Annotated in this window: 18 protein-coding genes; 14 read left to right on the top strand and 4 right to left on the bottom strand. The window is 60.4% G+C overall.

Annotation, left to right across the window (positions count from 1 at the left end; all coding sequences use genetic code 11):
- The first annotated feature begins 21 nt into the window (after positions 1 to 21).
- Positions 22 to 2595, top strand: coding sequence for a circularly permuted type 2 ATP-grasp protein (locus JWR14_RS10595; protein ID WP_299705604.1), 2574 nt, complete (start codon positions 22 to 24; stop codon positions 2593 to 2595).
- Positions 2592 to 3509 (top strand): transglutaminase family protein, encoded by a 918-nt coding sequence (locus tag JWR14_RS10590; protein WP_299705601.1) that lies wholly within the window; start codon positions 2592 to 2594, stop codon positions 3507 to 3509. Before JWR14_RS10595 ends, JWR14_RS10590 begins: the two co-directional genes overlap by 4 nt.
- Before the next feature lie 45 nt (positions 3510 to 3554).
- Here JWR14_RS10590 and JWR14_RS10585 read toward each other — a convergent pair whose 3' ends face one another.
- Both JWR14_RS10585 and JWR14_RS10580 read right to left on the bottom strand, forming a co-directional pair.
- Positions 3555 to 5114, bottom strand: a complete 1560-nt coding sequence (locus JWR14_RS10585) for a methyl-accepting chemotaxis protein (RefSeq protein WP_299705597.1) — start codon at positions 5112 to 5114, stop codon at positions 3555 to 3557.
- Between the two features lie 169 nt (positions 5115 to 5283).
- Positions 5284 to 5907 (bottom strand): glutathione S-transferase, encoded by a 624-nt coding sequence (locus JWR14_RS10580; protein WP_299705594.1) that lies wholly within the window; start codon positions 5905 to 5907, stop codon positions 5284 to 5286.
- Positions 5908 to 6063: 156 nt separating this feature from the next.
- Here JWR14_RS10580 and JWR14_RS10575 point away from each other — a divergent pair, with 156 nt between their 5' ends.
- Together JWR14_RS10575 and JWR14_RS10570 are read left to right on the top strand one after the other, a co-directional pair.
- Positions 6064 to 6957, top strand: coding sequence for a LysR substrate-binding domain-containing protein (locus tag JWR14_RS10575; protein WP_299705591.1), 894 nt, complete (start codon positions 6064 to 6066; stop codon positions 6955 to 6957).
- 64 nt (positions 6958 to 7021) lie between these two features.
- A complete protein-coding gene (locus JWR14_RS10570) occupies positions 7022 to 7645 on the top strand; it encodes a trimeric intracellular cation channel family protein (RefSeq protein ID WP_299705588.1) in 624 nt (207 codons plus the stop codon).
- A 28-nt stretch (positions 7646 to 7673) separates the two neighbouring features.
- Here JWR14_RS10570 and JWR14_RS10565 read toward each other — a convergent pair whose 3' ends face one another.
- A complete protein-coding gene (locus JWR14_RS10565) occupies positions 7674 to 8603 on the bottom strand; it encodes a LysR family transcriptional regulator (RefSeq protein ID WP_299705585.1) in 930 nt (309 codons plus the stop codon).
- A 285-nt stretch (positions 8604 to 8888) separates the two neighbouring features.
- Between JWR14_RS10565 and JWR14_RS10560 the strand changes: the two genes are divergently transcribed.
- From JWR14_RS10560 to JWR14_RS10515, 10 genes are all read left to right on the top strand, one after another.
- Complete coding sequence (locus JWR14_RS10560) at positions 8889 to 10433, top strand: MFS transporter (RefSeq protein ID WP_299705582.1); 1545 nt, start codon at positions 8889 to 8891, stop codon at positions 10431 to 10433.
- 126 nt (positions 10434 to 10559) lie between these two features.
- Entirely contained in the window at positions 10560 to 10778 is a 219-nt protein-coding gene (locus tag JWR14_RS10555; RefSeq protein ID WP_299705579.1) for a hypothetical protein, read from the top strand.
- A 377-nt stretch (positions 10779 to 11155) separates the two neighbouring features.
- Positions 11156 to 12142 (top strand): MurR/RpiR family transcriptional regulator, encoded by a 987-nt coding sequence (locus tag JWR14_RS10550; protein WP_299705576.1) that lies wholly within the window; start codon positions 11156 to 11158, stop codon positions 12140 to 12142.
- A complete protein-coding gene (locus JWR14_RS10545) occupies positions 12139 to 13134 on the top strand; it encodes an isoaspartyl peptidase/L-asparaginase family protein (protein ID WP_299705573.1) in 996 nt (331 codons plus the stop codon). Before JWR14_RS10550 ends, JWR14_RS10545 begins: the two co-directional genes overlap by 4 nt.
- A gap of 82 nt (positions 13135 to 13216) precedes the next feature.
- Positions 13217 to 15130 (top strand): dipeptide ABC transporter ATP-binding protein, encoded by a 1914-nt coding sequence (locus tag JWR14_RS10540; RefSeq protein ID WP_299705570.1) that lies wholly within the window; start codon positions 13217 to 13219, stop codon positions 15128 to 15130.
- Positions 15131 to 15217: 87 nt separating this feature from the next.
- Positions 15218 to 16780: a glutathione ABC transporter substrate-binding protein GsiB gene (gsiB, locus tag JWR14_RS10535; protein WP_299705567.1), complete on the top strand. Its 1563-nt coding sequence runs from the start codon at positions 15218 to 15220 to the stop codon at positions 16778 to 16780.
- A gap of 143 nt (positions 16781 to 16923) precedes the next feature.
- Entirely contained in the window at positions 16924 to 17844 is a 921-nt protein-coding gene (gene gsiC, locus JWR14_RS10530) for a glutathione ABC transporter permease GsiC (protein WP_299705564.1), read from the top strand.
- A gap of 7 nt (positions 17845 to 17851) precedes the next feature.
- Positions 17852 to 18760 carry a glutathione ABC transporter permease GsiD gene (gene gsiD / locus JWR14_RS10525; RefSeq protein ID WP_299705562.1) on the top strand — a complete coding sequence of 303 codons (909 nt, stop codon included), beginning with the start codon at positions 17852 to 17854 and terminating at the stop codon, positions 18758 to 18760.
- Positions 18757 to 19815, top strand: a complete 1059-nt coding sequence (locus JWR14_RS10520; protein ID WP_299705559.1) for a P1 family peptidase — start codon at positions 18757 to 18759, stop codon at positions 19813 to 19815. The genes gsiD and JWR14_RS10520 overlap by 4 nt, the downstream gene beginning before the upstream one ends.
- A gap of 19 nt (positions 19816 to 19834) precedes the next feature.
- The gene (locus JWR14_RS10515) at positions 19835 to 20668 is read left to right on the top strand and encodes a M55 family metallopeptidase (RefSeq protein ID WP_299705556.1); all 834 of its coding nucleotides are present in this window, start codon (positions 19835 to 19837) and stop codon (positions 20666 to 20668) included.
- A 76-nt stretch (positions 20669 to 20744) separates the two neighbouring features.
- On the opposite strand, the gene JWR14_RS10510 is transcribed toward JWR14_RS10515, so the two are convergent.
- Complete coding sequence (locus JWR14_RS10510) at positions 20745 to 21689, bottom strand: PhzF family phenazine biosynthesis protein (protein WP_299705553.1); 945 nt, start codon at positions 21687 to 21689, stop codon at positions 20745 to 20747.
- Between the last annotated feature and the right edge of the window lie 425 nt (positions 21690 to 22114).

Below are 22114 nucleotides of genomic sequence, written 5' to 3'. Positions count from 1 at the left end.
CATCAACGATAACTGCTCAATTTGGCCTTCCAATCCACGCTTCCATTTGAAGCAATCACGAACCGCGCGAGTGTGTCGTCACGCCTTCGCGCGGTACCGGTCCGGGAGGGCCATTGGGACGAACTGCGCGACGCGTCGGGCCAGTTGCGCGCGCCCTGGCGGCAATTCTTCGAGCTGCTCGGCGACGACGGCATAGCCGGCCTCGACCGGGCAACCGCGTCCATCGCACAGCAGGTCCGCGACAACGACATCAGCTACAACGTCTATGCGGACAAGGGCGAGCCTCGTCCGTGGGCGCTGGACCTGCTGCCGTTTCTTATCGAAGAAGGCGAGTGGTCGGTGATCGAGCGCGCGGTGACACAGCGCGCGAAGTTGCTGAACGCCATAGTCGCCGATATCTACGGGCCGCAGACGCTGCTGCATGATGGTCTGCTGCCGCCCGCGCTCGTGTTCGGACATCCAGGGTATCTACGCTCGGTGAAGGGCTTCGTGCCGCCCGGCGCGCAGTACCTGCAGCTTGTTGCGGTGGACCTGACGCGTGCCCCCAACGGCGCATGGACCGTGATGGCGCACCGGACGGAAGCGCCCTCCGGACTCGGTTATGCGCTGGAAAACCGGTTGATCGTCTCGGATGTATTCGCCGAGCCGTTCCGGTCGATGAAAGTTCAAAGGCTCGCTCCGTTCTACTCGCAACTGATCGCAGCATTGGTCCAGGGCGGCCGGGCGATGATGTCGGGCGAAGGCTCGCCGCACATCGCGCTGCTGACCCCCGGCCCTTTCAGCGAAACCTTCTTCGAGCATGCGTTCCTTGCTCGCTATCTCGGCGTCACGCTGGTCGAAGGCAAGGACCTGACCGTACGCGACGACATGTTGTTCCTCAAGACATTCGCCGGACTGGAACGGGTTCATGTATTGATGCGTCGCCTCGACGATGCATTCTGCGATCCGGTCGAATTGCGCGCTGATTCGACCATCGGCGTGCCCGGCCTGTTGCAGGTGATGAGGGCCGGCAACGTCATGGTGTCCAACGTGCCCGGCTCGGGTTTTGTCGAATCGCCGGCGCTGCATGGTTTCCTGCCGGCCATCTCGCGCGCGCTGCTGAACGAGCCGCTGGAGCTCGCCAGCGTACCCACCTGGTGGTGCGGTGAAGAAGCGGCGCGTGAAGCGGTGCTGGCACGTCTGGACAAAGCGTTCGTGATTCCCACCTGGCCGGGCTTGCCACTTAACGGCGGCGGCCCGCGCGGTTTCGGCGACGGCCTGCAACCGCTGGCCGGCTGGCGCACGCGGATCGACGCCATGCCGGACGCGTTCACCATCCAGAACCTGTTCCCGAGTTCGCACGCGCCGCGTTATGAAGACAACACGTTGACCGGACGCCCGTCGGTGCTGCGCGTTTATGCAATTGCGAACATCGATGGCGGCTGGTCTGTGATGCCGGGCGGATTCACGCGGCTCGGGGCGGAGCGCCAACCGTCGGTATCGATGCAATACGGCAGCAGCAGCGTCGACACCTGGGTGCTGTCGAGCAAGCCGGGTTCGAGCTTCTCGCTGCTCCCCACGCCGATCAAACCAGCGGACCTTGCACGCAAGCATCGGACTGTATCGAGCCGCGCCGCAGAAAACCTCTTCTGGGCCGGACGATACGGAGAGCGCGCCGAGAACAACGTGCGCTTGCTGCGCGTGATCCTCTCGTCGATCGACAGCAACGACTCCGAGGGCATGCTGGAGACCATGGTGGACCTCGCGTGGCAATGTGGCCTGCTACCCCCCGGCACGCCGCTGCAGGGGCACACGGCGCGTGGGCTCGAACGTTTGCTGGTCGCCAACATTGGCGAGAATGGCGCAGCGGCGAGTATTGGCCAGAACCTCGCGAGCCAGGTGCGCGCGAGCAGCGAGATTCGCGGGCGTCTTTCGACCGATCACTGGCGCACGATCCTGGCCGCGCGCAACGATTTCCGCGACGCCATCCAGCAGTTCAAGCCGGGGCCGGGCGTGGAGCGTTATGACCGCGTGAAGCTCACGCGAACGCTTGAAACATTGTCGACACAACTGCTCGCCATCAGCGGTGCCCAAGGCGACCGCATGACGCGCGACGAAGCGTGGAAGCTGGTGTTCGCGGGACGGCACATCGAACGTGTATGGACCATGACCACCTTCCTGCGCGTGGCCGCCGAACATGGTCAGATGACCACGCCAGCCGGGTTCGACCTGCTGCTGCAATTGTTCGACAGCACGCTCACGTATCGATCGCTTTACCCGGGGCGTTTCGAAGTGCCCGCACTGATTGACCTGCTGGTGGTCGAGCCGACCAACCCGCGCGGCCTCTACGGCGTGTATTCGCGCTTATGCACGAAGCTAAACGAGATTTCGGTTGCGGCCGGCAACACGAACCACGGTGCGTTCAGCGACGCGACGCTGTTGCTGAAGTCGCTGCGAGGGCTCGAGCAACTGTGCACGACCGACGAAGACGGCAACTATGGCGAACTCATCCAGGCTTGCGAGGCGCTCGGCGATCATGTGAGCGCCGCCGCGCATGAAATCAGCGCGCGTTACTTCAGCCACGCGAATACGCAGGCATTGCAGGTGTCGTCGTGAAGATTCCGAAAACCGTGTTGTGGGTCTCGCACCGGACAACCTATCGCTATTCAACGTACGTAGAGACGGCTCAGCATCTCGCGACTATCCGGCCACAGAACTGCGCATGGCAGCGGGTGATCTCACACACCGAAAGCATTGAGCCGAAGCCGCCGTACATCAATCATCGCGTGGATACCTTCGGTAACGACGTGCTGTATTTTTCGCTCGAGTCACCGCACCGGTCATTGCAGATGGTCAGTGAAACGACCGTTGAACTGACGCCGCGATGGGCCTCGCTCGATCCGGCGACCACGCCGGCATGGGACGAGGTCGCGGAGGGCATGCGTTTTAGCGCTCACTCGCCGTTTCGCCCTGAGACCGAGTTTTGCTTTGCGTCGCCCAATATCAGTCTCGGGCAGGATTTGCGGGATTACGCACTAAAAAGTTTTCCTGTGGGCAAGCCGCTGGCGGAAGGGGCGATCGACCTGATGCACCGGATTCATGGCGACTTCAAGTACAAGCCTTTGGCTACGTCGTATGACACGCCTGCCCATCGCGCGTTTGAAATGCGCCATGGCGTCTGTCAGGATTTCGCACAGGTGATGATCGGATGCATGCGCGCGCTCGGGATGCCGGCACGGTACGTAAGCGGATATCTGCGTAACGATCCCGCGCCAGGGCAGGAGAAGCTGATTGGCGCAGATGCATCGCATGCGTGGGTGTCGGTGTTTTGCCCCGGCAGCGGATGGATCGATCTTGATCCGACGAACGATGTGCTCGCCGATCTCGAACATGTGACGCTTGCGACGGGCCGGGACTATAGCGATGTGTCCCTGCTGCGCGGGATGATTCTCGGCGGCGGGTCACATCGGATAGATGTGGGCGTGACCGTGCTGGCGCTGGATGCCGAGTCTGATTTGGACGCTGATTAAGCTACGTTGTGCGCTCGCATTAACGTACCGCGAGCGCTCCTCTCATCAATGCCCAACCGTGAATAAACGTACCGCGTCATCGAGCACGTCCGCTCGTTCCGCCAGCCGCTGCGCAGTGGCCGCAGCCTGCTCGACCAGTGCGGCGTTCTGCTGCGTCGAGCCATCCAGATGCGCGACCGCCTGGTTCACTTGACGAATGCCCTCGGCCTGCTCACTGCTCGCATTCGCCACCTCGCCGATGATCGTCGCGACCCGCAGCACGGCGGCATCGATTGCACGCATCTGGCTGGTCGTGCGTGACACCAGGTCGGTCCCTTCCGCAATCTGCGCCACGCTCGTTTCCACCACCGCCTTGATCTCCTTCGCCGACGCCGCGCAGCGTTGCGCCAGGTTGCGCACTTCGGTTGCGACCACTGCGAACGAGCGGCCCGCTTCACCCGCACGTGCTGCTTCCACCGCCGCGTTCAATGCGAGGATATTCGTCTGGAACGCAATGCCGTCGATCACGCCGATGATGTCCGCAATACGCTGCGAAGCCGTATGGATGCCGGCCATGGTCTGTTCGACCTGGATAGCAATCTTGCCGCCGTCGCTGGCTGCGGACTGCGCGTCCTTCACCAGATCCAGCGCGCGTACGCTCGCGTCCGCGTTGCCCTTTACCGTGGCGGTCAGCTGATCCATCGTCGCGGCGGTTTGTTGCAGCGATGCTGCCTGCAGCTCGGTCCGGCGCGACAGATCCATGTTGCCGCTCGAAATTTCCCGCGTTGCATCCATCATCCCGCCGATCTGCCCACGGACATCGAGGACGATGGCGGACAGGTTCGCCTTGAGCTGATTCAGCGCGCGCTGGACGTCGCCGAGGTCGTCGCGAGCGCCGGTTTCCATCGCCGCCGTCAGATCGCCGGCTGCCATGCGCGTCGCGAATCGGGACATGATGCGTACGGGCGCGCCGACGTGATGTGAAACGGTCGCCCAGCCGATCGCGCCCACCAACGCGCTTACGCCAAAGGCGATCCACAAGGGTAGCGGCGGAAGTCCCTGGTACGCGATCAATCCGGTCGCGAGCACCGCCAGTGGCCCGGCTGCATAGCCGATTGCAATGCGCGACGCGACCGGCATGCGCGCCAGTTCCGCAAGCTTGCCGGCGAGTCCCGTGCGTACAAGCGCGCCTTGTTTGAGACGCAGCGCACCCATTGCACCGGCGCGCATCCGCGCATACAAGTCGGATGCACTCGCCACTTCGTCGCGGCCCGGCTTCACGCGCACGCTAAGAAAACCGACTGCCTTGCCATGCTCGATAACGGGTGTCACGTTCGCGCGAACCCAGTAGTAGTCGCCATTCTTGCGGCGGTTCTTGACGAGAGCAGTCCAGGGGCGGCCTTCCTGGATCGTCGCCCACATGTCGCCGAAAGCCTCGCCCGGCATGTCGGGATGACGGATCAGATTGTGCGGCTGGCCGATGAGTTCTTCTCTCGAATAGCCGGAGACTTCGATAAAGGCGGGATTGCAGTATTTGATGTTGCCTGAAAGATCCGTGGCCGAAACGAGCATGTCTGATGCCGGAAAATCGTACTCCTGCTGCGAGACGGGCTGGTTATTTCGCATTGATTGTGTCCTTTCTCCGATCTGGAACGTGACGCGAGAACGGCTTGTCGTTTCTCGCGTTACAAGGACATAACGGCAGTTAACCACTTTAACTTTAGGGTTTTTACGCTTAAAAGTGAGTGCTGATATCCGCTAGCGGGGATCGACACCTCGCCACGGCTCACACTGCTCATTCAGGCGGCGTGCTCTCGAACGCAGGCGTTTGCTCGGCGAAAGCCGAGAACGATCGCAGCTTGGGATAGTCGGCCGCGACAACAATCTTCGGCACCATCATCTGCGTAAATCTCCAGGCGACAGCGACCGTCACGCCCGCCTGTCCAAGCCGTTCTGGGTCCAGGGGCAGGGTACTCAATGAGACATCCGCCATATCGGCTTCGAGCTCCGCGTACGCCGCTAGCAACTGAGTACTGATGCGATCGATCCACGGCTCGTGCTGTTTTTCGGCAGGGCGCAGGTTGCGTTCATAGACAATCTGAACCGTTTTTTCACACGCCGCCAACGCGAGGCCCGTGAGTCTGGTTGCGCGCAAACGATCCTCCGCGCGGTCCGGTGCCGGCTTGATGGATGACCTGGCAACGCCCGTCACATAGTCGAGGATCAGCGTGGAATCCATCAGGCTTTGACCATCGTCGAGGATCAAGGTGGGAGCCTTCACCACCGGGTTGAGCTTGCGGAATTCCTCGAAGTCACTGAACACGGAAACCGGGCGATGTTCGAAATCGAGCTCAAGCAGCTTGAGGCAAATAGCCACCCGGCGCACGTATGGCGAGTCCAGCATTCCGATCAGTTTCATTGGCTTCCCGTTAGAATATCTATCATGTGGATGTCTTTGAGCGTGTTGCTAAAAGTGTTGATGCAAGGAATCAGGACCGCCATTCCCGTTAGGTTAACCATTTAACCGACGCATGAAAAGCGACATAAACAAACGTCTTCGGTAAGACAAACTTACATGAACAACATTCCGCCTTTAACCGCGCTCCGATGTTTCGAGGTGGCTGCCAGGCTCGGCGGCGTCACGCTCGCTGCGCGCGAACTTCACGTGACGCACTCGGCAGTCAGCCAGCAGATCAGGATTCTCGAAGACACCATGGGTGTTGCACTCTTCGTGCGTGAAGCGAGAGGATTGCGGCTGACTGAAGAGGGGCGCCTCTATGCGCTCGAGATACGCTCGGCGCTTCGCGACATTGCCAACGCAACGCTTCTGGCCCAGGCCCGGCCTCAAGAGAGCGAACTGGTCATCGCAACGCTGCCTTCGTTTGCCTTGCATTGGCTGCTGCCTCGCTTATCGAGTTTCCGCGAGCGTCATCCTTATTACCGTGTGCGCTTGCAGACGAGTCTTGAGATACAGGACATGCGGCACGGTCTGGCCGATGTCAGCATTCGAATGGGACAAGGGCACTGGCCCGGTCTCGCCCAGAAAGAGTTGTTCAGCGACGAACTGCTGGTCGTGGCTGCGCCGCATTTCAATGGCGGTCAGCTTCCTCGCTCGGCTGTTGAGATCGTGGCGTGCCCATTGATACGGAGCACCGATGCTCCCTGGACCGACTGGTGCCGCGCGGCCAACGTGCGCGAACCCGGCAACGTGAGCGGGCTGTTCGCGAACGATTCGAACATCGTATTGGGGGCGGTGCTTCTGGGACAGGGCGTCGCGCTTGAACGGCGCACGCTCGTTGCAGATGCCCTTGCTCGCGGCGAGCTTGTTCAGATTACGGATACACACGTTCCATACCCGTATCCGTATTGGCTCGTCTGGCAGCAGCGTGAAGTGTTGAGCGTGAAGCAGGCGCATTTCATGGAATGGATCGACGCCGAAGTGAAGCGCTATCTTGACCGTGCCACTTGATGGCAAGCTGCGCGTTTCCCGATACTCCGGCGACACCCCAAAATATCTATCGCAGACCTGAACGATGAAGAAAATAGAAACGATAGTCCTGGTAGCCGATCTTGCGGGCACGGCCGTGTTCGCCGCCGAAGGGGCGATCAGCGCCATGCAGAGTGGACTCGACCTGCTCGGCGTGATGGTCCTGTCGTTTGTCGTGGCGCTTGGCGGCGGCGTGATTCGCGATCTGCTGATCGGCGCGACGCCACCTAACGCAGTGCGCGACTGGCGTTACCCGGCGCTTGCGTTCCTCACGGGCTTACTGACTTTCATCTTTCACAGCGAGGCGCGCACGCTCTCGCCGAACTTGCTCATGGCGCTGGACGCGGCCGGGCTGTCGTTATTCGCCGTCGCGGGCGCGCAGAAGGCGCTGAGCTACGGCATTGGGCCTTTCATAGCGACGCTGATGGGTACGATCACCGGCGTGGGCGGTGGCGTCATACGCGACATCCTGCTGGCCCGCGTGCCCATGGTTTTGTCCGCCGATATTTACGCTAGCGCCGCGTTCGCGGGAGGGGTCGTCCTGGTCGTCAGCCGCCGCTTCGGACTTTCGCCGATGGCCGCCGCGCTCCTTGGCGGCGCCGCGTGTTTCATCTTGCGCGTGGCGTCTGTCACGTATGGATGGCAGTTGCCGAAAGTCGCACACTGGTGAAGGTGAAAGACACGGACTTTCCGGCGGCTTAGTCGCCTTTGCCGCTTTGGTTTTTGCCCGCGATCATCTCGGGAATCTCGGCGACCAGTGCGTCAATAGCGCGGCGCGTCTTCGAGGGCAGGTAGCGCGTCTGCGGCCACACGGCATGAATATCCTGCGGCTGCATCCCGCAGCTATTCATGACCACCACCAGTTCACCGGTCTTCTCGTAACGCGACAGCAGCCAGCCAGGTAGCCATGCCAACCCAAAGCCTTCGATGGCCGCCGCGGCTATCGCCTGCACATCGTCCAGGCTCACCTGCCGCTGGATGTTCACCTGCCGCACCTGGCCGTCGATATCCCGTACCTGCCAGGGCGAAGTCGCGCCGGAGCGCGAGTAAGCAATGCCTGCATGTCCATCCATTTCTTCGGGACTCGCAGGCAACCCGTGCCGTGCCACATACGATGGCGCGGCGCCGATGCTCGAGTACTGCACGCCCAGACGGCGCGCGGCGAGGCTCACGCTGTCGCGTAACTCGCCGATGCGAACGGCGAGATCAAAACCTTCTTCCACCAGATCCACCGCACGATCGGTGAACGAGATGTCGATCTGCAATTGCGGATGCCTCGATGCGAGGCGCAACAGAACCGGCGCCACGCAGAGATGGCCGAAAGCGATTGGCACGCTGACGCGCAACCTGCCGCGCGGTTCGCGCCGACCGCTTTCCAGATCGGCCTCGGCCGCATCGAGTTCGGCCAGCGCCCGCACGCACCGATCGTAGTAAGTCTGCCCGTCTTCGGTCAGGCTCTGGCTGCGCGTGGTGCGATGGAGCAGGCGCACACCGAGGCGCGATTCGAGCCGCGCGATTACCTTGCCGACGGCCGAGCGCGTCAGGTTCAGCCGTTCGGCGGCCAGCGCAAAACTGCCGGATTCGACCACTTGGACGAACGTACTCACGCCGTGGAGCTTGTCACTCATACCCGACCCTTATTGGTTCCGTTACGGATTCATTGTTAGGAAATCAATGAATCAATGACGACTTCAGTTCCCTCTATATTACCTTTTCACCCGCTAGCGCCATGCGTTGCCCGCATTACTTTTTATCGCGGGTCCATTCAACCTTCCTGTCGGAATCAACATGCAGAGTTATCGAATCGATCTCAGTGGTTTATCCCGTGTGAATTGTAAGTCGGCATCCCCACGTTTTACGTCGACATACGGGAGGCGCGGGTAGCCAGAGCATCTGGCCATCCCTTGATATTCATGACACTCACTCATCCCAACAAAAACGCCATCGCATTGGCTGGCATTTGTCTGGCTTCGCTCATGTTCGGCCTGGAAATTTCCAGCGTGCCTGTGATATTGCCAACCCTGGAAATAGTATTGCGGGGTAGTTTCAAGGAAATGCAATGGATCATGAATGCGTACACCATCGCCTGCACGACAGTTCTGATGGCGACCGGAACGCTTGCGGACCGGTTTGGCAGGAAGCGTATTTTCATGATCGCCATTGTGCTGTTCGCGATCACCTCACTGATATGCGGATTCGCGCAGAGCGTTTCCGTGTTAATCGTGAGCCGCTTTCTTCAAGGCATGGCCGGCGGGGCAATGCTGATTTGCCAGGTGGCAGTTTTATCGCATCAGTTCCGGGAAGGACAAGCCCGTACCCGAGCCTTTGGCGCCTGGGGCATCATATTTGGCATTGGCCTGGGTTTTGGGCCGATTGTGGGCGGAATAATTGTCGCGGTGTCGGATTGGAAGTGGGTGTTTCTCATCCACGTTCTGATCGCGATAGTGACCGTGATTCTTGTGTTCAAGGGGGTTCAGGAATCCAGAGATCCACAGGCAAAAAAGCTGGACCTGCTGGGAATGGTCACGCTTTCGCTGTCGGTTTTCGGTCTGGCGTATTTCATCACGCAAGGGTCCGATCTTGGTTTTACGAGTATTACGGGTATCGGGATCATTACCGCGTCTGCGATCAGCTTTATACTTTTCATATTCGCGGAAAAGATCAACGCTCATCCGATGTTCGATTTTTCCGTGTTCCGGATACGCAATTTTTCGGGGGCGCTATTTGGATCGATGGGCATGAATTTCAGTTTCTGGCCATTCATGATTTATCTGCCGATTTATTTCCAGAGCGGCCTCGGATACAACAGCGTGACTGCCGGATCAGCACTTCTGGCTTATACGCTTCCTACCCTGGTCATACCGCCGCTGGCCGAACGCCTTTCACTTCGATATCACCCGGGTGTCGTCATTCCGCTTGGCCTGTTCACCATTGGTACGGGCTTCATCCTGATGAGGGCCGGCGGCGGCGCGGAGCATGCCAGTTGGCTGACCATGCTGCCCGGCTGCCTGTTGGCCGGCATCGGATTGGGACTGACCAATACGCCTGTGACCAATACGACAACCAGCTCGGTGCCGAGCACGCGCGCAGGCATGGCGTCGGGCATCGACATGAGTGCGAGGCTCATCTCGCTGGCCATCAATATCGCGTTGATGGGGTACATCCTGATTGAAGGCATCTTGTCGGAATTGAGGAGCACGTTTTCCGGGTCGTTCGATGGACGGCAATTGAGATCCCTGGCTGAACGAATAGCCGCAGGCGATGCTGTCTCGCTGAAGCACGGCTTTCCGGGGCTGGCGTCGCTGGATTCGTCAGGAGCGGCCGTTCATGCAGCGCTCGTGCATGGCTTCGGTCTGGTCATGCTGTACGGCTGTGTCGGCGCATGGGTGCTGGCCGTGGCCAGTTTCGTGATGTTCGGCCCGAGAGGACAAGTGCGGGAAACCAGTCCGGTGGTTTGATGCGAGGTTGGTGGTTCTTTGTCGAAGGAGGCGGGAAGCGCCAGGAATTTGCAGTCTGACCACTTACTCTTAAGCCTCTGTTTACCTATCATGTAGAGGTAGGTGCAGAGGACGTGGGAGGGCATCATGAACGAGTTTGTGAATACCGTAATGGACATTATTGGAACCGCGTCTCGACTAACCCTGCACAGTTCCGCCATCGATCTGATCAACGTCCTGGTTGGCCTCGGCGGCCTGGCGTTGGTGGCAATTATCCTGTTAATTAACGAGTCGAAGTGGCCTGGAGAAAAGCGCGAGCGCATGGATGACCATCCTCGGCATTGGTGGATGCATCATCGGCACTGAGCAGGATTCGGGCGTTGTTTTCGGCACGGCTTGAGCAGACCTCTGCGCCGGCCGATGGAGTGTTGATCTCGCCAACTCAAGCCGCTCGAGATGATAATAAGGATGCCTACTGTTTTCAGAGGTATCGCCATTTTCTTAGCATCCATTCCGCGCCCCGAGACGCTCCCTTCCATCTCAGAAACAGCAAATCCTGCACGCTTCTAACCGCGTGATAACGCGGTTAGAAGCGTCGCAACTTCGTCCCCCACCGTCGGAGTATTGCGCCCTCCCGATCCACTAGGGGAAACCCTCCTAATGAAAATACATTTTTTTCAACAAGAATTTTATGTAAATATACTTTCATCACGACTTCTTCGGCTTCTGGCTGATCCTTCTTCATGGCAGATCACCCGCCCGTTGTATCCGGTCCGTCCGGACTGAGTATCGCGGCGCTTATCGTAGCGGCAACGCCGGGCCTGACGCCGATCCATCGCCGCATGGGCGCCTATGTGCAGGCCAACTTGTTCCGCGCGGCGACCATGCGTATCGACGAACTGGCGGATGCTGTCGGCGCCTCCGTGGCGACTGCAAACCGCTTTGCGCGGGCGCTCGGCTTCGACGGTTACCCGGCATTTCGGAGCGCGCTGGTGCGTGGTTTCGAAGCGACGCTTGCACCGGTTGAACGCTTGCGTTCAGCGCAGGAATCGCCAGCGAGCGGTGACGAATTGCTCGGCGCGTCGCTTGAACAGGCCGAAGTCAATCTGCGGTTGACACGCAGCGCCATTGACGGCGCCGCCGCGGATGCGGCGGTAGACGCCATTCTTGCCGCGCGCCGTGTGTTCGTGCTCGGAGCAGGCGCAAGCGCGTTTCTGGCCGGGTTGATGGAGCATGGCCTGATGCCCTATCACGACAACGTGCAATCGCTTGCGTTCGTTGGCGGCCCGACACACGCGGCGCGCCGTCTCTTCAGCGCAGGCGAGGGCGATCTGGTAATCGGCATTGCATTTCCGCGATATGTAGACGACACCATCCAGCTCGCACGCCGCGCCGCGAGCCTGGGTGCCCGCGTACTTGCCTTGACCGACAGCGTCAACTCGCCGCTCGGGCAGTTCGCGGACCTGACGCTGTGCGTCCGCTCAGAACGGCGGCTCGCGGCCAACTCCGACGCGGCGGTGCTTGCCGTGATCGAAGCACTCTGCGACGCGGTTGCGTATCGCACTAAACGCTCGGCGAAAGCGGCAGCGGACATGACTGAATTCGTGTTGCCGTGGCTGACCAAGACGCCGTCCATCGAAAGCCCGTCAACGCCAGGCCCGTCGAATCGTGCTGCGAGCAAACCCCGGACATCCGCTACCCCACGAACCAACAGAAAACCGAAACAATGAATTCGACCGCAGTCATTGCCGTTCACGGCGGCGCAGGCACGATCTTGCGCACGCTGATGGAGCCCGAAGCAGAGCAGCGCTATCACACAAGCCTGAATGACATCCTGGCAGCAGGCCAGAGTGTGCTGGCCGCTGGCGGCAGCGCGCTCGACGCCGTGAGCGAAGCCGTTCGTCTTCTCGAAGACAACCCGCTATTCAATGCGGGACGTGGCGCGGTGTTCACGGCCGACGGCACGCATGAACTGGACGCTTCAATCATGGATGGCAGCACGCTCGAAGCCGGCGCGATCTGCTGCGTAAAGCGCGTGCGCAATCCAGTCCTGGTCGCGCGCCGCGTGCTCGAAGCAAGCGAACATGTCATGTTCACAGGCGCGGGCGCAGAAGCATTTGCGGTAGCACAGGGGTTCGAACTGGTCGACCCTTCGTACTTCCATACCGACGCCCGTCACAAGCAATGGCTGCTTGCACGCGGCCAGCAACGCGTGATGCTCGATCACGACGGCGCGACACTTTCCGCCCCCTCTTCGGATGACGATGGAGAAGATCCCACGCCACACGAACCCATCGATCCGAATCGCAAGTTCGGTACGGTTGGCGCGGTCGCGCTCGATCAGCATGGACACCTTGCTGCCGCAACATCGACAGGCGGTGTCACCAACAAGCAAGTCGGGCGGGTGGGCGACGCCCCGTTGATCGGCGCAGGCTGCTATGCGGACGATGCAACCTGTGCCGTGTCCACCACAGGTTCCGGCGAGATGTTCATGCGGATGGTCGCGGCTTACGATGTCGCGGCGCAAATGGCGTATCGCGGTGTATCGCTGGAAGAAGCGGCAGCCGATGTCGTGATGAAACGCCTGCCGCGTATTAATGGCCGTGGTGGATTGATCGCCGTCGACGCGCTCGGCAACGTCACGTTGCCGTTCAACACCGAGGGCATGTACCGCGGTTTTGCGCGGGTAGGCGCTGCACCGGTTACGGCGATTTATCGCTGACGTTTGTTCATCTGTCTGGTTCCACGCGTGGTCACTGCGCGAATCATCGCCCGGGCCGCGTTCATTCCTTAAGGAAAACATCGTGCCGATTTCACCGCACATTGCACGCTCGCGTCTCGACACCTTGCCGCCGCAATGCGTGCTCGCCGTTGACGATCTTTCGATTGCGTTCCGTGAGGGCGACAAAGCTTTCAATGCGGTGCGCAACCTGTCGCTGACGGTCGATCGTGGCGAAACACTGGCGATCGTCGGTGAATCGGGGTCGGGCAAGTCGGTGACGTCGCTTGCGCTGATGCGCCTGATCGAGCACGGCGGTGGGCGCATCGCCAGCGGATCCATCGCGTTCCGGCGGCGTGACGGCCACGTGCTCGATCTCGCGCGCGCCTCGTCCAGCACGATGCGTTCGATTCGTGGCGCCGACATTGCGATGATCTTCCAGGAACCGATGACATCGCTGAACCCGGTGTTCACCGTGGGCGATCAGATCGGCGAGGCAATCGCGCTGCATCAGCACAAGAACCGCGGCGCCGCCCGCGCAGAAACCTTGCGTCTGCTTGACCTCGTACGAATTCCCGAAGCGCGCCGCGTGGCAGCGCGGTTTCCGCACCAGTTGTCCGGCGGCATGCGCCAGCGCGTGATGATTGCGATGGCACTGTCATGCAAGCCCGCGCTGCTGATCGCTGATGAACCAACCACCGCGCTCGACGTCACCATCCAGGCGCAGATCCTGCAACTGATCCGCGGCTTGCAGGACGAGATGAACATGGGCGTGATCTTTATCACGCATGACATGGGCGTGGTCGCCGAGGTGGCTGACCGTGTGCTGGTGATGTACCGCGGCGAGAAAGTGGAGGAGGGCGTGTCCGGAGCACTGTTCGCAGCACCTTCGCATCCCTATACGAAGGCGTTGCTGGCTGCGGTTCCCCGTCTGGGTGCGATGTCGGGCACGGACTCGCCTGCCAAGTTTCCGATTCTCACCGTGGAACAGGCCGGCGCCGATGAAACGCTGGTTCCAGCGCCAGCGGTCGCGCACGAAGCGCAGCCGACTATTGCCGACACCACGCCACCGATCCTTCGCGTGCGTGATCTGGTCACGCGTTTTCCGGTCAGGACAGGTTTGTTCGGCCGCGTGACAGGCCGCGTGCATGCCGTGGAGCGTGTCAGTTTCGACTTGCGTCCGGGAGAAACGCTCGCGCTGGTGGGTGAATCGGGCTGCGGTAAATCCACCACGGGCCGCTCGCTGCTGCGACTCGTTGAAAGCCAGAGCGGCTCCATCGAGTTCAACGGAAACGAGATCAGTTCGCTGACAGGTCCCGCCCTGCAGGCATTACGCCGCGACATCCAGTTTATTTTCCAGGACCCGTTCGCGTCCTTGAATCCGCGTCTGACTGTCGGCTTCTCGATCATGGAGCCCCTGCTCGTGCACGGCGTATCGCAAGGCGCCGAAGCGCAGGCGCGGGTTGCATGGCTGCTGGACAAGGTCGGTCTGCCGGCCGAAGCCGCACGCCGTTATCCGCACGAGTTTTCTGGCGGACAACGCCAGCGCATAGCCATTGCCCGTGCGCTCGCATTGAACCCGAAAGTGGTGATCGCCGACGAATCCGTGTCAGCGCTCGACGTGTCCGTGCAAGCGCAGATCGTGAATCTGATGCTCGATCTGCAGCGTGAACTCGGTGTGGCTTATCTGTTCATTTCGCATGACATGGCAGTGGTCGAGCGGGTCAGTCATCGTGTCGCGGTGATGTATCTCGGCCAGATCGTCGAGATCGGGCCGCGTCGCGCGGTGTTCGAAGGACCGCGCCATGCCTACACGAAAAAACTCATGGGCGCGGTGCCGGTTGCCGACCCGGCGCGGCGGCACGCGAAGCGCGTGCTTGCGGTCGATGAAATGCCAAGCCCGATCCGTGCACTCGACGACGAGCCGGTGTTCGCCCCGCTTGTGATGGTTGGCCCGGACCATTTTGTAGCCGAGCATCGAATTGGCGGAGCGTACTGATCGCTGCCGATCACTCTACGCGCCGGACGTTTTTATTGCGACTTTGCTTACCTGTTTTTCTTACCAAGCTGCCTGGAGCCCACCCCTATGAACTCGCTTGTCCCGTCTTCTTCATTTCGTTTGCGTGCGCTGCTGGCCGGTAGCGCGGTAGTTTTCTCGATGCTCGCGAGCGGGTCGGCGCACGCCGGACAAACGGCCGTGATGGCCGTTGCATCGACTTTTACGAGCCTGGACCCCTACGACGCCAACGACACGCTTTCGCAAGCTGCCGCGAAATCGTTCTACCAGGGCCTGTTCGGTTTCGACAAGGAGATGAAGCTCATCAACGTGCTGGCAACCAGCTACGAAGCCAGTCCCGATGCGCGTGTCTACACGTTCAAGCTGCGGCAAGGCGTCAAGTTCCAGGATGGCACCGACTTCAACGCTGCGGCGGTGAAGGCCAACTTCGACCGGGTGACAGACCCGGCAAACAAGCTCAAGCGCTACAATCTTTTTAGCCGTATCGAGAAAACCGAGGTGGTCGATCCCTATACGGTCAAGGTCACGCTCAAGACGCCGTTCTCGGCGTTCATCAACGTGCTCGCGCATCCATCGGCGGTGATGATCTCGCCGGCTGCCATGACGAAGTGGGGCAAGGACATCGGCTTTCATCCGGTGGGCACGGGCCCATTTGAATTCGTGAAGTGGGACCCGGCGGGCGACCTGACGGTGAAGAAGTTCGCCGGCTACTGGAAGACGGGGTATCCGAAGATTGATGCTATCGACTGGAAGCCAGTGGTCGACAACAACACACGTTCCGCGCTGATGCGCACTGGCGAAGCCGACTTTGCTTTTCAGGTTCCCTATGAACAGGCCGCCATGCTCAAGACCGATCCCAAGGTCGACGTGTTTGCGGGACCGTCGATCATCGCGCGGTATATCAGCCTTAACACGACAAAGAAACCGTTCGACAACCCGAAGGTTCGCGAAGCACTGAACTACGCAGTGAACAAGGACGCACTCACGAAGGTGGCGTTCTCAGGCTACGCTACGCCGGCCGACGGTGTCGTGCCTCAGGGCGTGGATTACGCGACGAAAACCGGGCCTTGGCCGTACGATCCCGCGAAGGCGCGCGCCCTGCTGAAAGAGGCCGGTTATCCGGACGGTTTCGAGTCCACCCTCTGGTCGGCGTATAACAATTCGACTTCGCAAAAGGTCATTCAATTCGTGCAGCAACAACTCGCGCAGGTCGGCGTGAAGGTGCAAGTGGAAGCGCTCGAAGCAGGGCAGCGCGTGGCGAAGGTCGAGAGCGCACCGGACCCGGCAACCGCGCCCGTGAGGATGTATTACATCGGCTGGTCGTCCTCGACCGGCGAGGCCGACTGGGCCATCTCGCCGTTGCTGGCGTCGGCGTCAATCCCGCCAAAACTCACGAATACCGCTTACTACAAGAACGATGCAGTCGACGCTGATCTGTCGAAGGCGCTCGAGACCCCCGACCGCGCGCAGAAGGCGGCGCTATACACGGACGCGCAAAAGCGTATTTGGGCCGACGCGCCGTGGATCTTCCTGGTCCAGGAAAAACTGCTCTATGCACGCAGCAAACGTCTGTCGGGTGCGTATGTAGCGCCGGACGGTTCGTTCAACTTCGACGAGATCGCGATCAAGTAAGCGTGTTCGCTTCGGGTCCGGCTCTTAGTGCTCTTAGTGCTCTCAATGTTCGTTAAGCCGGACTCCTCCGTATTCTCTTTTGCTGTTGTGCGCTGTGGCCGGGAGCGTCCGGCCACAGCGCGCAACACAGCCGGGTCGCCTTCATGCTGAACTTTCTCGTCAAACGTCTAATGGGGCTGCTGCCGACGCTTTTCATCGTCGCGGTGCTCGTGTTCCTGTTCGTGCACCTGTTGCCGGGCGATCCGGCGCGGCTGGCCGCCGGTCCCGAAGCCGACGAAGCCACCGTTGCCCTTGTACGCAGCGACCTCGGTCTCGACAGGCCGCTGCCGCAGCAATTCGTGCATTTTTTCTGGCGCATCGCGCATGCCGATTTTGGTATCTCGACACGCAGCAAGCGGCCTGTCAGCGCCGAGATTGGTGAGCGGTTCATGCCGACGTTGCTGCTGACGCTGGTGAGCATGGCGTGGGCGGTCATCTTTGGGATGGCAATCGGGATAACGTCTGCGGTGTGGCGTAATCGATGGCCAGACCGCCTCGGCATGACCCTCGCGGTATCGGGAATCTCATTCCCGGCATTCGCGCTCGGCATGCTGCTGATGGAAGTCTTCTCGGTGAAGCTGGGCTGGCTGCCGGTGGTCGGCGATGGCTCATGGAAGAGCTACGTATTGCCTTCGCTGACACTTGGCGCAGCGGTCGCCGCGGTCATGGCGCGCTTCACGCGTGCGTCATTTGTCGAAGTGATGCATGAGGACTTCGTGCGCACTGCACGTGCCAAGGGTGTGCCTGAGTGGCTTGTGATTGTGAAACATGGCCTGCGCAACGCGATGATTCCAGTCGTCACCATGATGGGGCTCCAGTTTGGCTTCCTGCTAGGCGGCTCGATTGTAGTTGAAGTCGTATTCAACTGGCCGGGCCTTGGACGCCTGCTGATCGATGCTGTGTCCATGCGTGACTATCCGGTGATCCAGGCTGAAGTGCTGCTGTTTTCGCTTGAGTTTATTGTCATCAACCTGGTTGTCGACGTGCTGTATGCCGTCATCAATCCGACCATCCGTTTCAAGTGAGGTCCGCATGAGCACGACAGGCAGTGAGACGAATAGTGTGGTGCCGGTAACGCAGGCAGACAGCGCGATCCGCACGCCCTGGGGCGAGTTCTGGCGCAAGTTCCGCAAGCAACATGTTGCGCTCGCGGCAGGAGTTGTGGTGCTGCTGCTTGTAGTGGTGGCGATCGTGGCTCCGCACATCGTTCCGTACGATCCGGAAAACTACTTCGACTATGATGCGCTGAACGCGGGGCCCTCCGTAGCGCATTGGTTCGGCGTTGATTCATTGGGCCGGGATATCTTTAGCCGAATCCTGTCGGGCACGCGCATCTCGCTTGCTGCGGGTTTCCTGTCGGTTGCCATCGGTGCGGCGATCGGCACTTTCTTCGGTCTGCTTGCCGGTTACTACGAAGGCTGGTGGGATCGCATCACCATGCGCGTGGCAGACGTCCTGTTCGCGTTTCCCGGCATCCTGCTCGCGATCGGCGTGGTGGCAATTCTTGGCAACGGCATGGTCAACGTGATCTGCGCGGTATCCATCTTCAGCATTCCGGCGTTTGCACGACTCGTGCGCGGCAATACGCTGATGCTCAAGCAACTGACGTATATCGAGGCGGCTCGAAGCATAGGCGCGTCGGACTGGACCATCATCATGCGGCATATCCTGCCGGGAACCATATCGTCGATCGTCGTCTATTTCACGATGCGTATTGGAACGTCGATTATCACCGCGGCCAGCCTGTCGTTCCTCGGGCTCGGCGCGCAACCGCCCACGCCGGAGTGGGGCGCGATGCTCAACGAAGCACGTGCCGACATGGTGACGGCACCGCATATCGCGCTGTTTCCGAGTCTCGCTATTTTCGTGACCGTGCTTGCGTTCAACCTCCTCGGCGATGGCTTGCGGGACGCGCTCGATCCAAAACTCGACCGGCCATGAGCGATATGCGTTTGGCGCTTCAGCCCACTATTGGCGTATTGACGTGCGGTCCGCTTGGAACTATTGCCGATGTTGCCGGCGTGAGGGTAGGCCATTGCACGCTGGAGGACGGACCTGTACAAACCGGTGTCACGGTCATTCATCCGCATGGGGGTGATCCGTTTCGCGGCAAGGTGCCGGCTGCCATTACCGTGGTCAACGGGTTCGGCAAGAGCATCGGTCTGATGCAGGTTGAAGAACTTGGCGTGCTCGAGACGCCCATTGCGTTGACGAACACGTTTGGTGTCGGGGCGGTTGCTGAGGCACAGATTCGTGCGGCGATCCGTGCCAATCCACAAGTCGGGCGCGAATGGTCAACGGTGAATCCACTTGTCTTCGAATGCAACGACGGTTATCTAAACAATATCCAGGCGTTGGCGGTCACGGGCGAACACTTTCGGCAAGCAAGTGACGCCGCAAGCGCCAATGTCGTCAGCGGTTCAGTGGGCGCGGGGCGCGGCATGTCGTCCTTCGATCTGAAGGGTGGCATAGGCACCGCGTCGCGCGTGGTATCTGTCGCGGGGAAGACGGTCACGCTCGGCGCTCTGGTGCTGGCGAACTTCGGCCGGCTGCCTATGCTCACGCTTGCAGGCAAACCGGTCGGCCGGATACTGGCTGAGCGAAGCGCTCATGCCCCCTATGCAAAACCGGAGCAAGGCTCGATCATCATGATCATCGCGGTAGATGCAGCGCTCGATGCACGGCAACTGAAACGCCTGTCCATGCGTGCGGCCGCGGGTCTGGCGCGCACCGGTTCAGTCTACGGACACGGCAGCGGAGACATTGCCCTGGCGTTCTCGACGGCCTACACCATCCCACACGACGCCACCCACATTTCCTTGCCGCCCATCCTCGTCGACACCTTCCTCGACCCGCTCTTCCAAGCCTGTGCGGATAGCGTCGAACAGGCTATCGTCGATGCGCTTTGGAGCGCTACCTCGCTGTCGGGCCGCGATGGTCATCGACGTCTATCCTTACTCGATGCTGCGCCGGATATCGCGCAACTCCTGATCTGACCTGGCTTGGCTTTCCCCAATGAACATCCTGATTTCAGTCGATATAGAAGGCGTTGCCGGTGTATTCCATCCCGAGCAAACGCGTGCGGGCAACGGTGAATATGAACGCGCTCGCCGCTGGATGACGCTTGAGGCAAACGCCGCCATACAAGGGGCATTTGCGGGCGGCGCTGCCCATGTCTGGGTCAACGATTCGCATGGCGGGTTTCGCAACTTGCTGCCGGACCTGCTCGATGCACGTGCGCAAGTTGTGCTCGGCAAACCCCGGACACTCGGCATGATGGCGGGGCTGGAATACGGAGCCGAACTGGTATTCATGATCGGCTACCACGCGATGTCGCAGAGTCGCGGCATTCTTGCCCACACGATCAACAGCTTCGCGTTTGGGCGGGTGCTGTTGAACGGTGTGGAGACCGGTGAAGCAGGGTTGTACGGCGCACTGGCTGCGGAATACGGCGCACGGGTCGCGCTGCTTTCGGGCGATGATGTCTTCGCTGAAGAAACGCGAGCCCAGTTTCCGGACGCCAGTTTCGTCGTGACCAAGACCGCGACCGGTCATGGGAGCGGCATTACGCAGACACCGGAAAGCGCGTGCATGGAGATCGAGCGCGCGGCACGCTCGGTGGTTGAACGTCACGTGGCGGCGGGCACGATCAGGAATTCCGCGCATGTGTTAGCCGCACCGGTTGAATGCGAACTGCGTGTGCAGACTACTGCGCTTGCCGATCTGTTTTGTCAGTGGCCGTCGATTACGCGAATGGATGGCGTGACGCTGCGCTTTAACGCAGCGTCCGTCGAACATGTGGTGCGCACGTTGAACTGCTTGTCGGCGATGTCGTTCATGCTGCGGTGAAGGGGCAGAGACTGGTGCGGTGCACGGTGCATTGCCGGGAAAAGGCTACGAAGCTCTACGAAGCGCCGCGCAGCCACTAACAGGCCACCGCGCTGCCTCTTAGGTTCGGGTCAGACGCTGCGAGCCAAAACGAGCCCTCCATCACGCTGACACATTTGCCGCCAATGCGAATCCTTGTCTTGCCGTTGTCAGCCTCCACGCTGGCGATCAGGACGCTCGGCCGCCCCATGTCTACGCCTTGACCCACTCGTAACACGAGATTCGACTGACCCCGGACCTGGGCCACGAGTGCCGCCATGGCGGCAGTTGCGCTGCCGGTCGCCGGATCTTCTGTCATCCGGGGCGTGAACATGCGAGCTTGCAGATCGCAGCCGGCGTCAGTCGTGTCCCCGCCAGCATCGCGTGTATAGGCGTAGATAGATGTCGCGCCGTCGATGGGCAGCAAGCCTTTGTAAGCGATCGGGTTAGGTGTACATCGGCGGAGTACATCTCGGGACGCAAGTTCGACCACGACAAACGGGAGGCCGACCGAGGCGACCTGGGGTGGGTGAGCGTTGATAAGGATATCGGTGGAATTGAGCGAAAGACATTCTGCTACGCGACCTTGCGGCACTTGCGACAGCACGCTTAGCGGCTCCGGCGTAATGAGTTCTGCTCCAACCAGTTTGCCGTTCTCTTTCAGTTGAGTGACCGGAACCAGGCCCGCGGCTTCCTCAAATACGAGTTGATCTGGCAGAGGTGCTTGATTCGATGCCGCTCTAGCAGCAAGTACGAACGCCGTACCGATGTTCGGATGTCCGGCGAAAGGAATCTCGCGGCTCGGCGTAAAGATTCTCACCCATGCCGTGTTGGCGGGATCGCGGGGTGGCAATACAAACGTAGTCTCGCTATACCCGAATTCGACTGCGATTGACTGCATCTGGTCCTTCGACAAACCTTCTGCGTCCAGCACGACAGCGACCGGATTGCCTTTGAATTTTTTGTCGGTGAATACATCTGCCGTGACATAGCGACGGTTCATGAATGCCTCCCTGTTTGATGGCGTCGACAAATGACGAGCCACTATTATTGCTTAACGGACAGTCAAGGCGCCCTATACGCATAGGCGAGGTCGGACCGGCCAGTAGCTGGGATTAATGCACTTCACTTGCCCTCACTTGCGCTGATTTGCACTCGTTTGCAATCACGTACGAGTGGCTTGCAGACTGTTCTTCAGATGCTCCAGCCGATCAATATTTCCTTGGGCAAGCGTCTTGCTCGCGCAATGTCCACGGCATCGCGGCGAACATGGCTCCCCGCGATGCCAGCAGAGCTAACGCTAGTTGCTCGTTATGAAGCGATCCACGCCCCGAATTCCACAGTGCGCCAACCCGCAAGCGAAGGGCACGGCCGGTCAACAAGGCCTCTTCACTCAGTCTGCAGCAATCCGCGTTTGCGCAACATGGG

Origin of the sequence: Caballeronia sp., from assembly GCF_028292365.1 — a bacterium.
Classification (GTDB): Bacteria; Pseudomonadota; Gammaproteobacteria; order Burkholderiales; family Burkholderiaceae; genus Caballeronia.
This window is presented reverse-complemented; position numbering and strand designations above follow the sequence as displayed.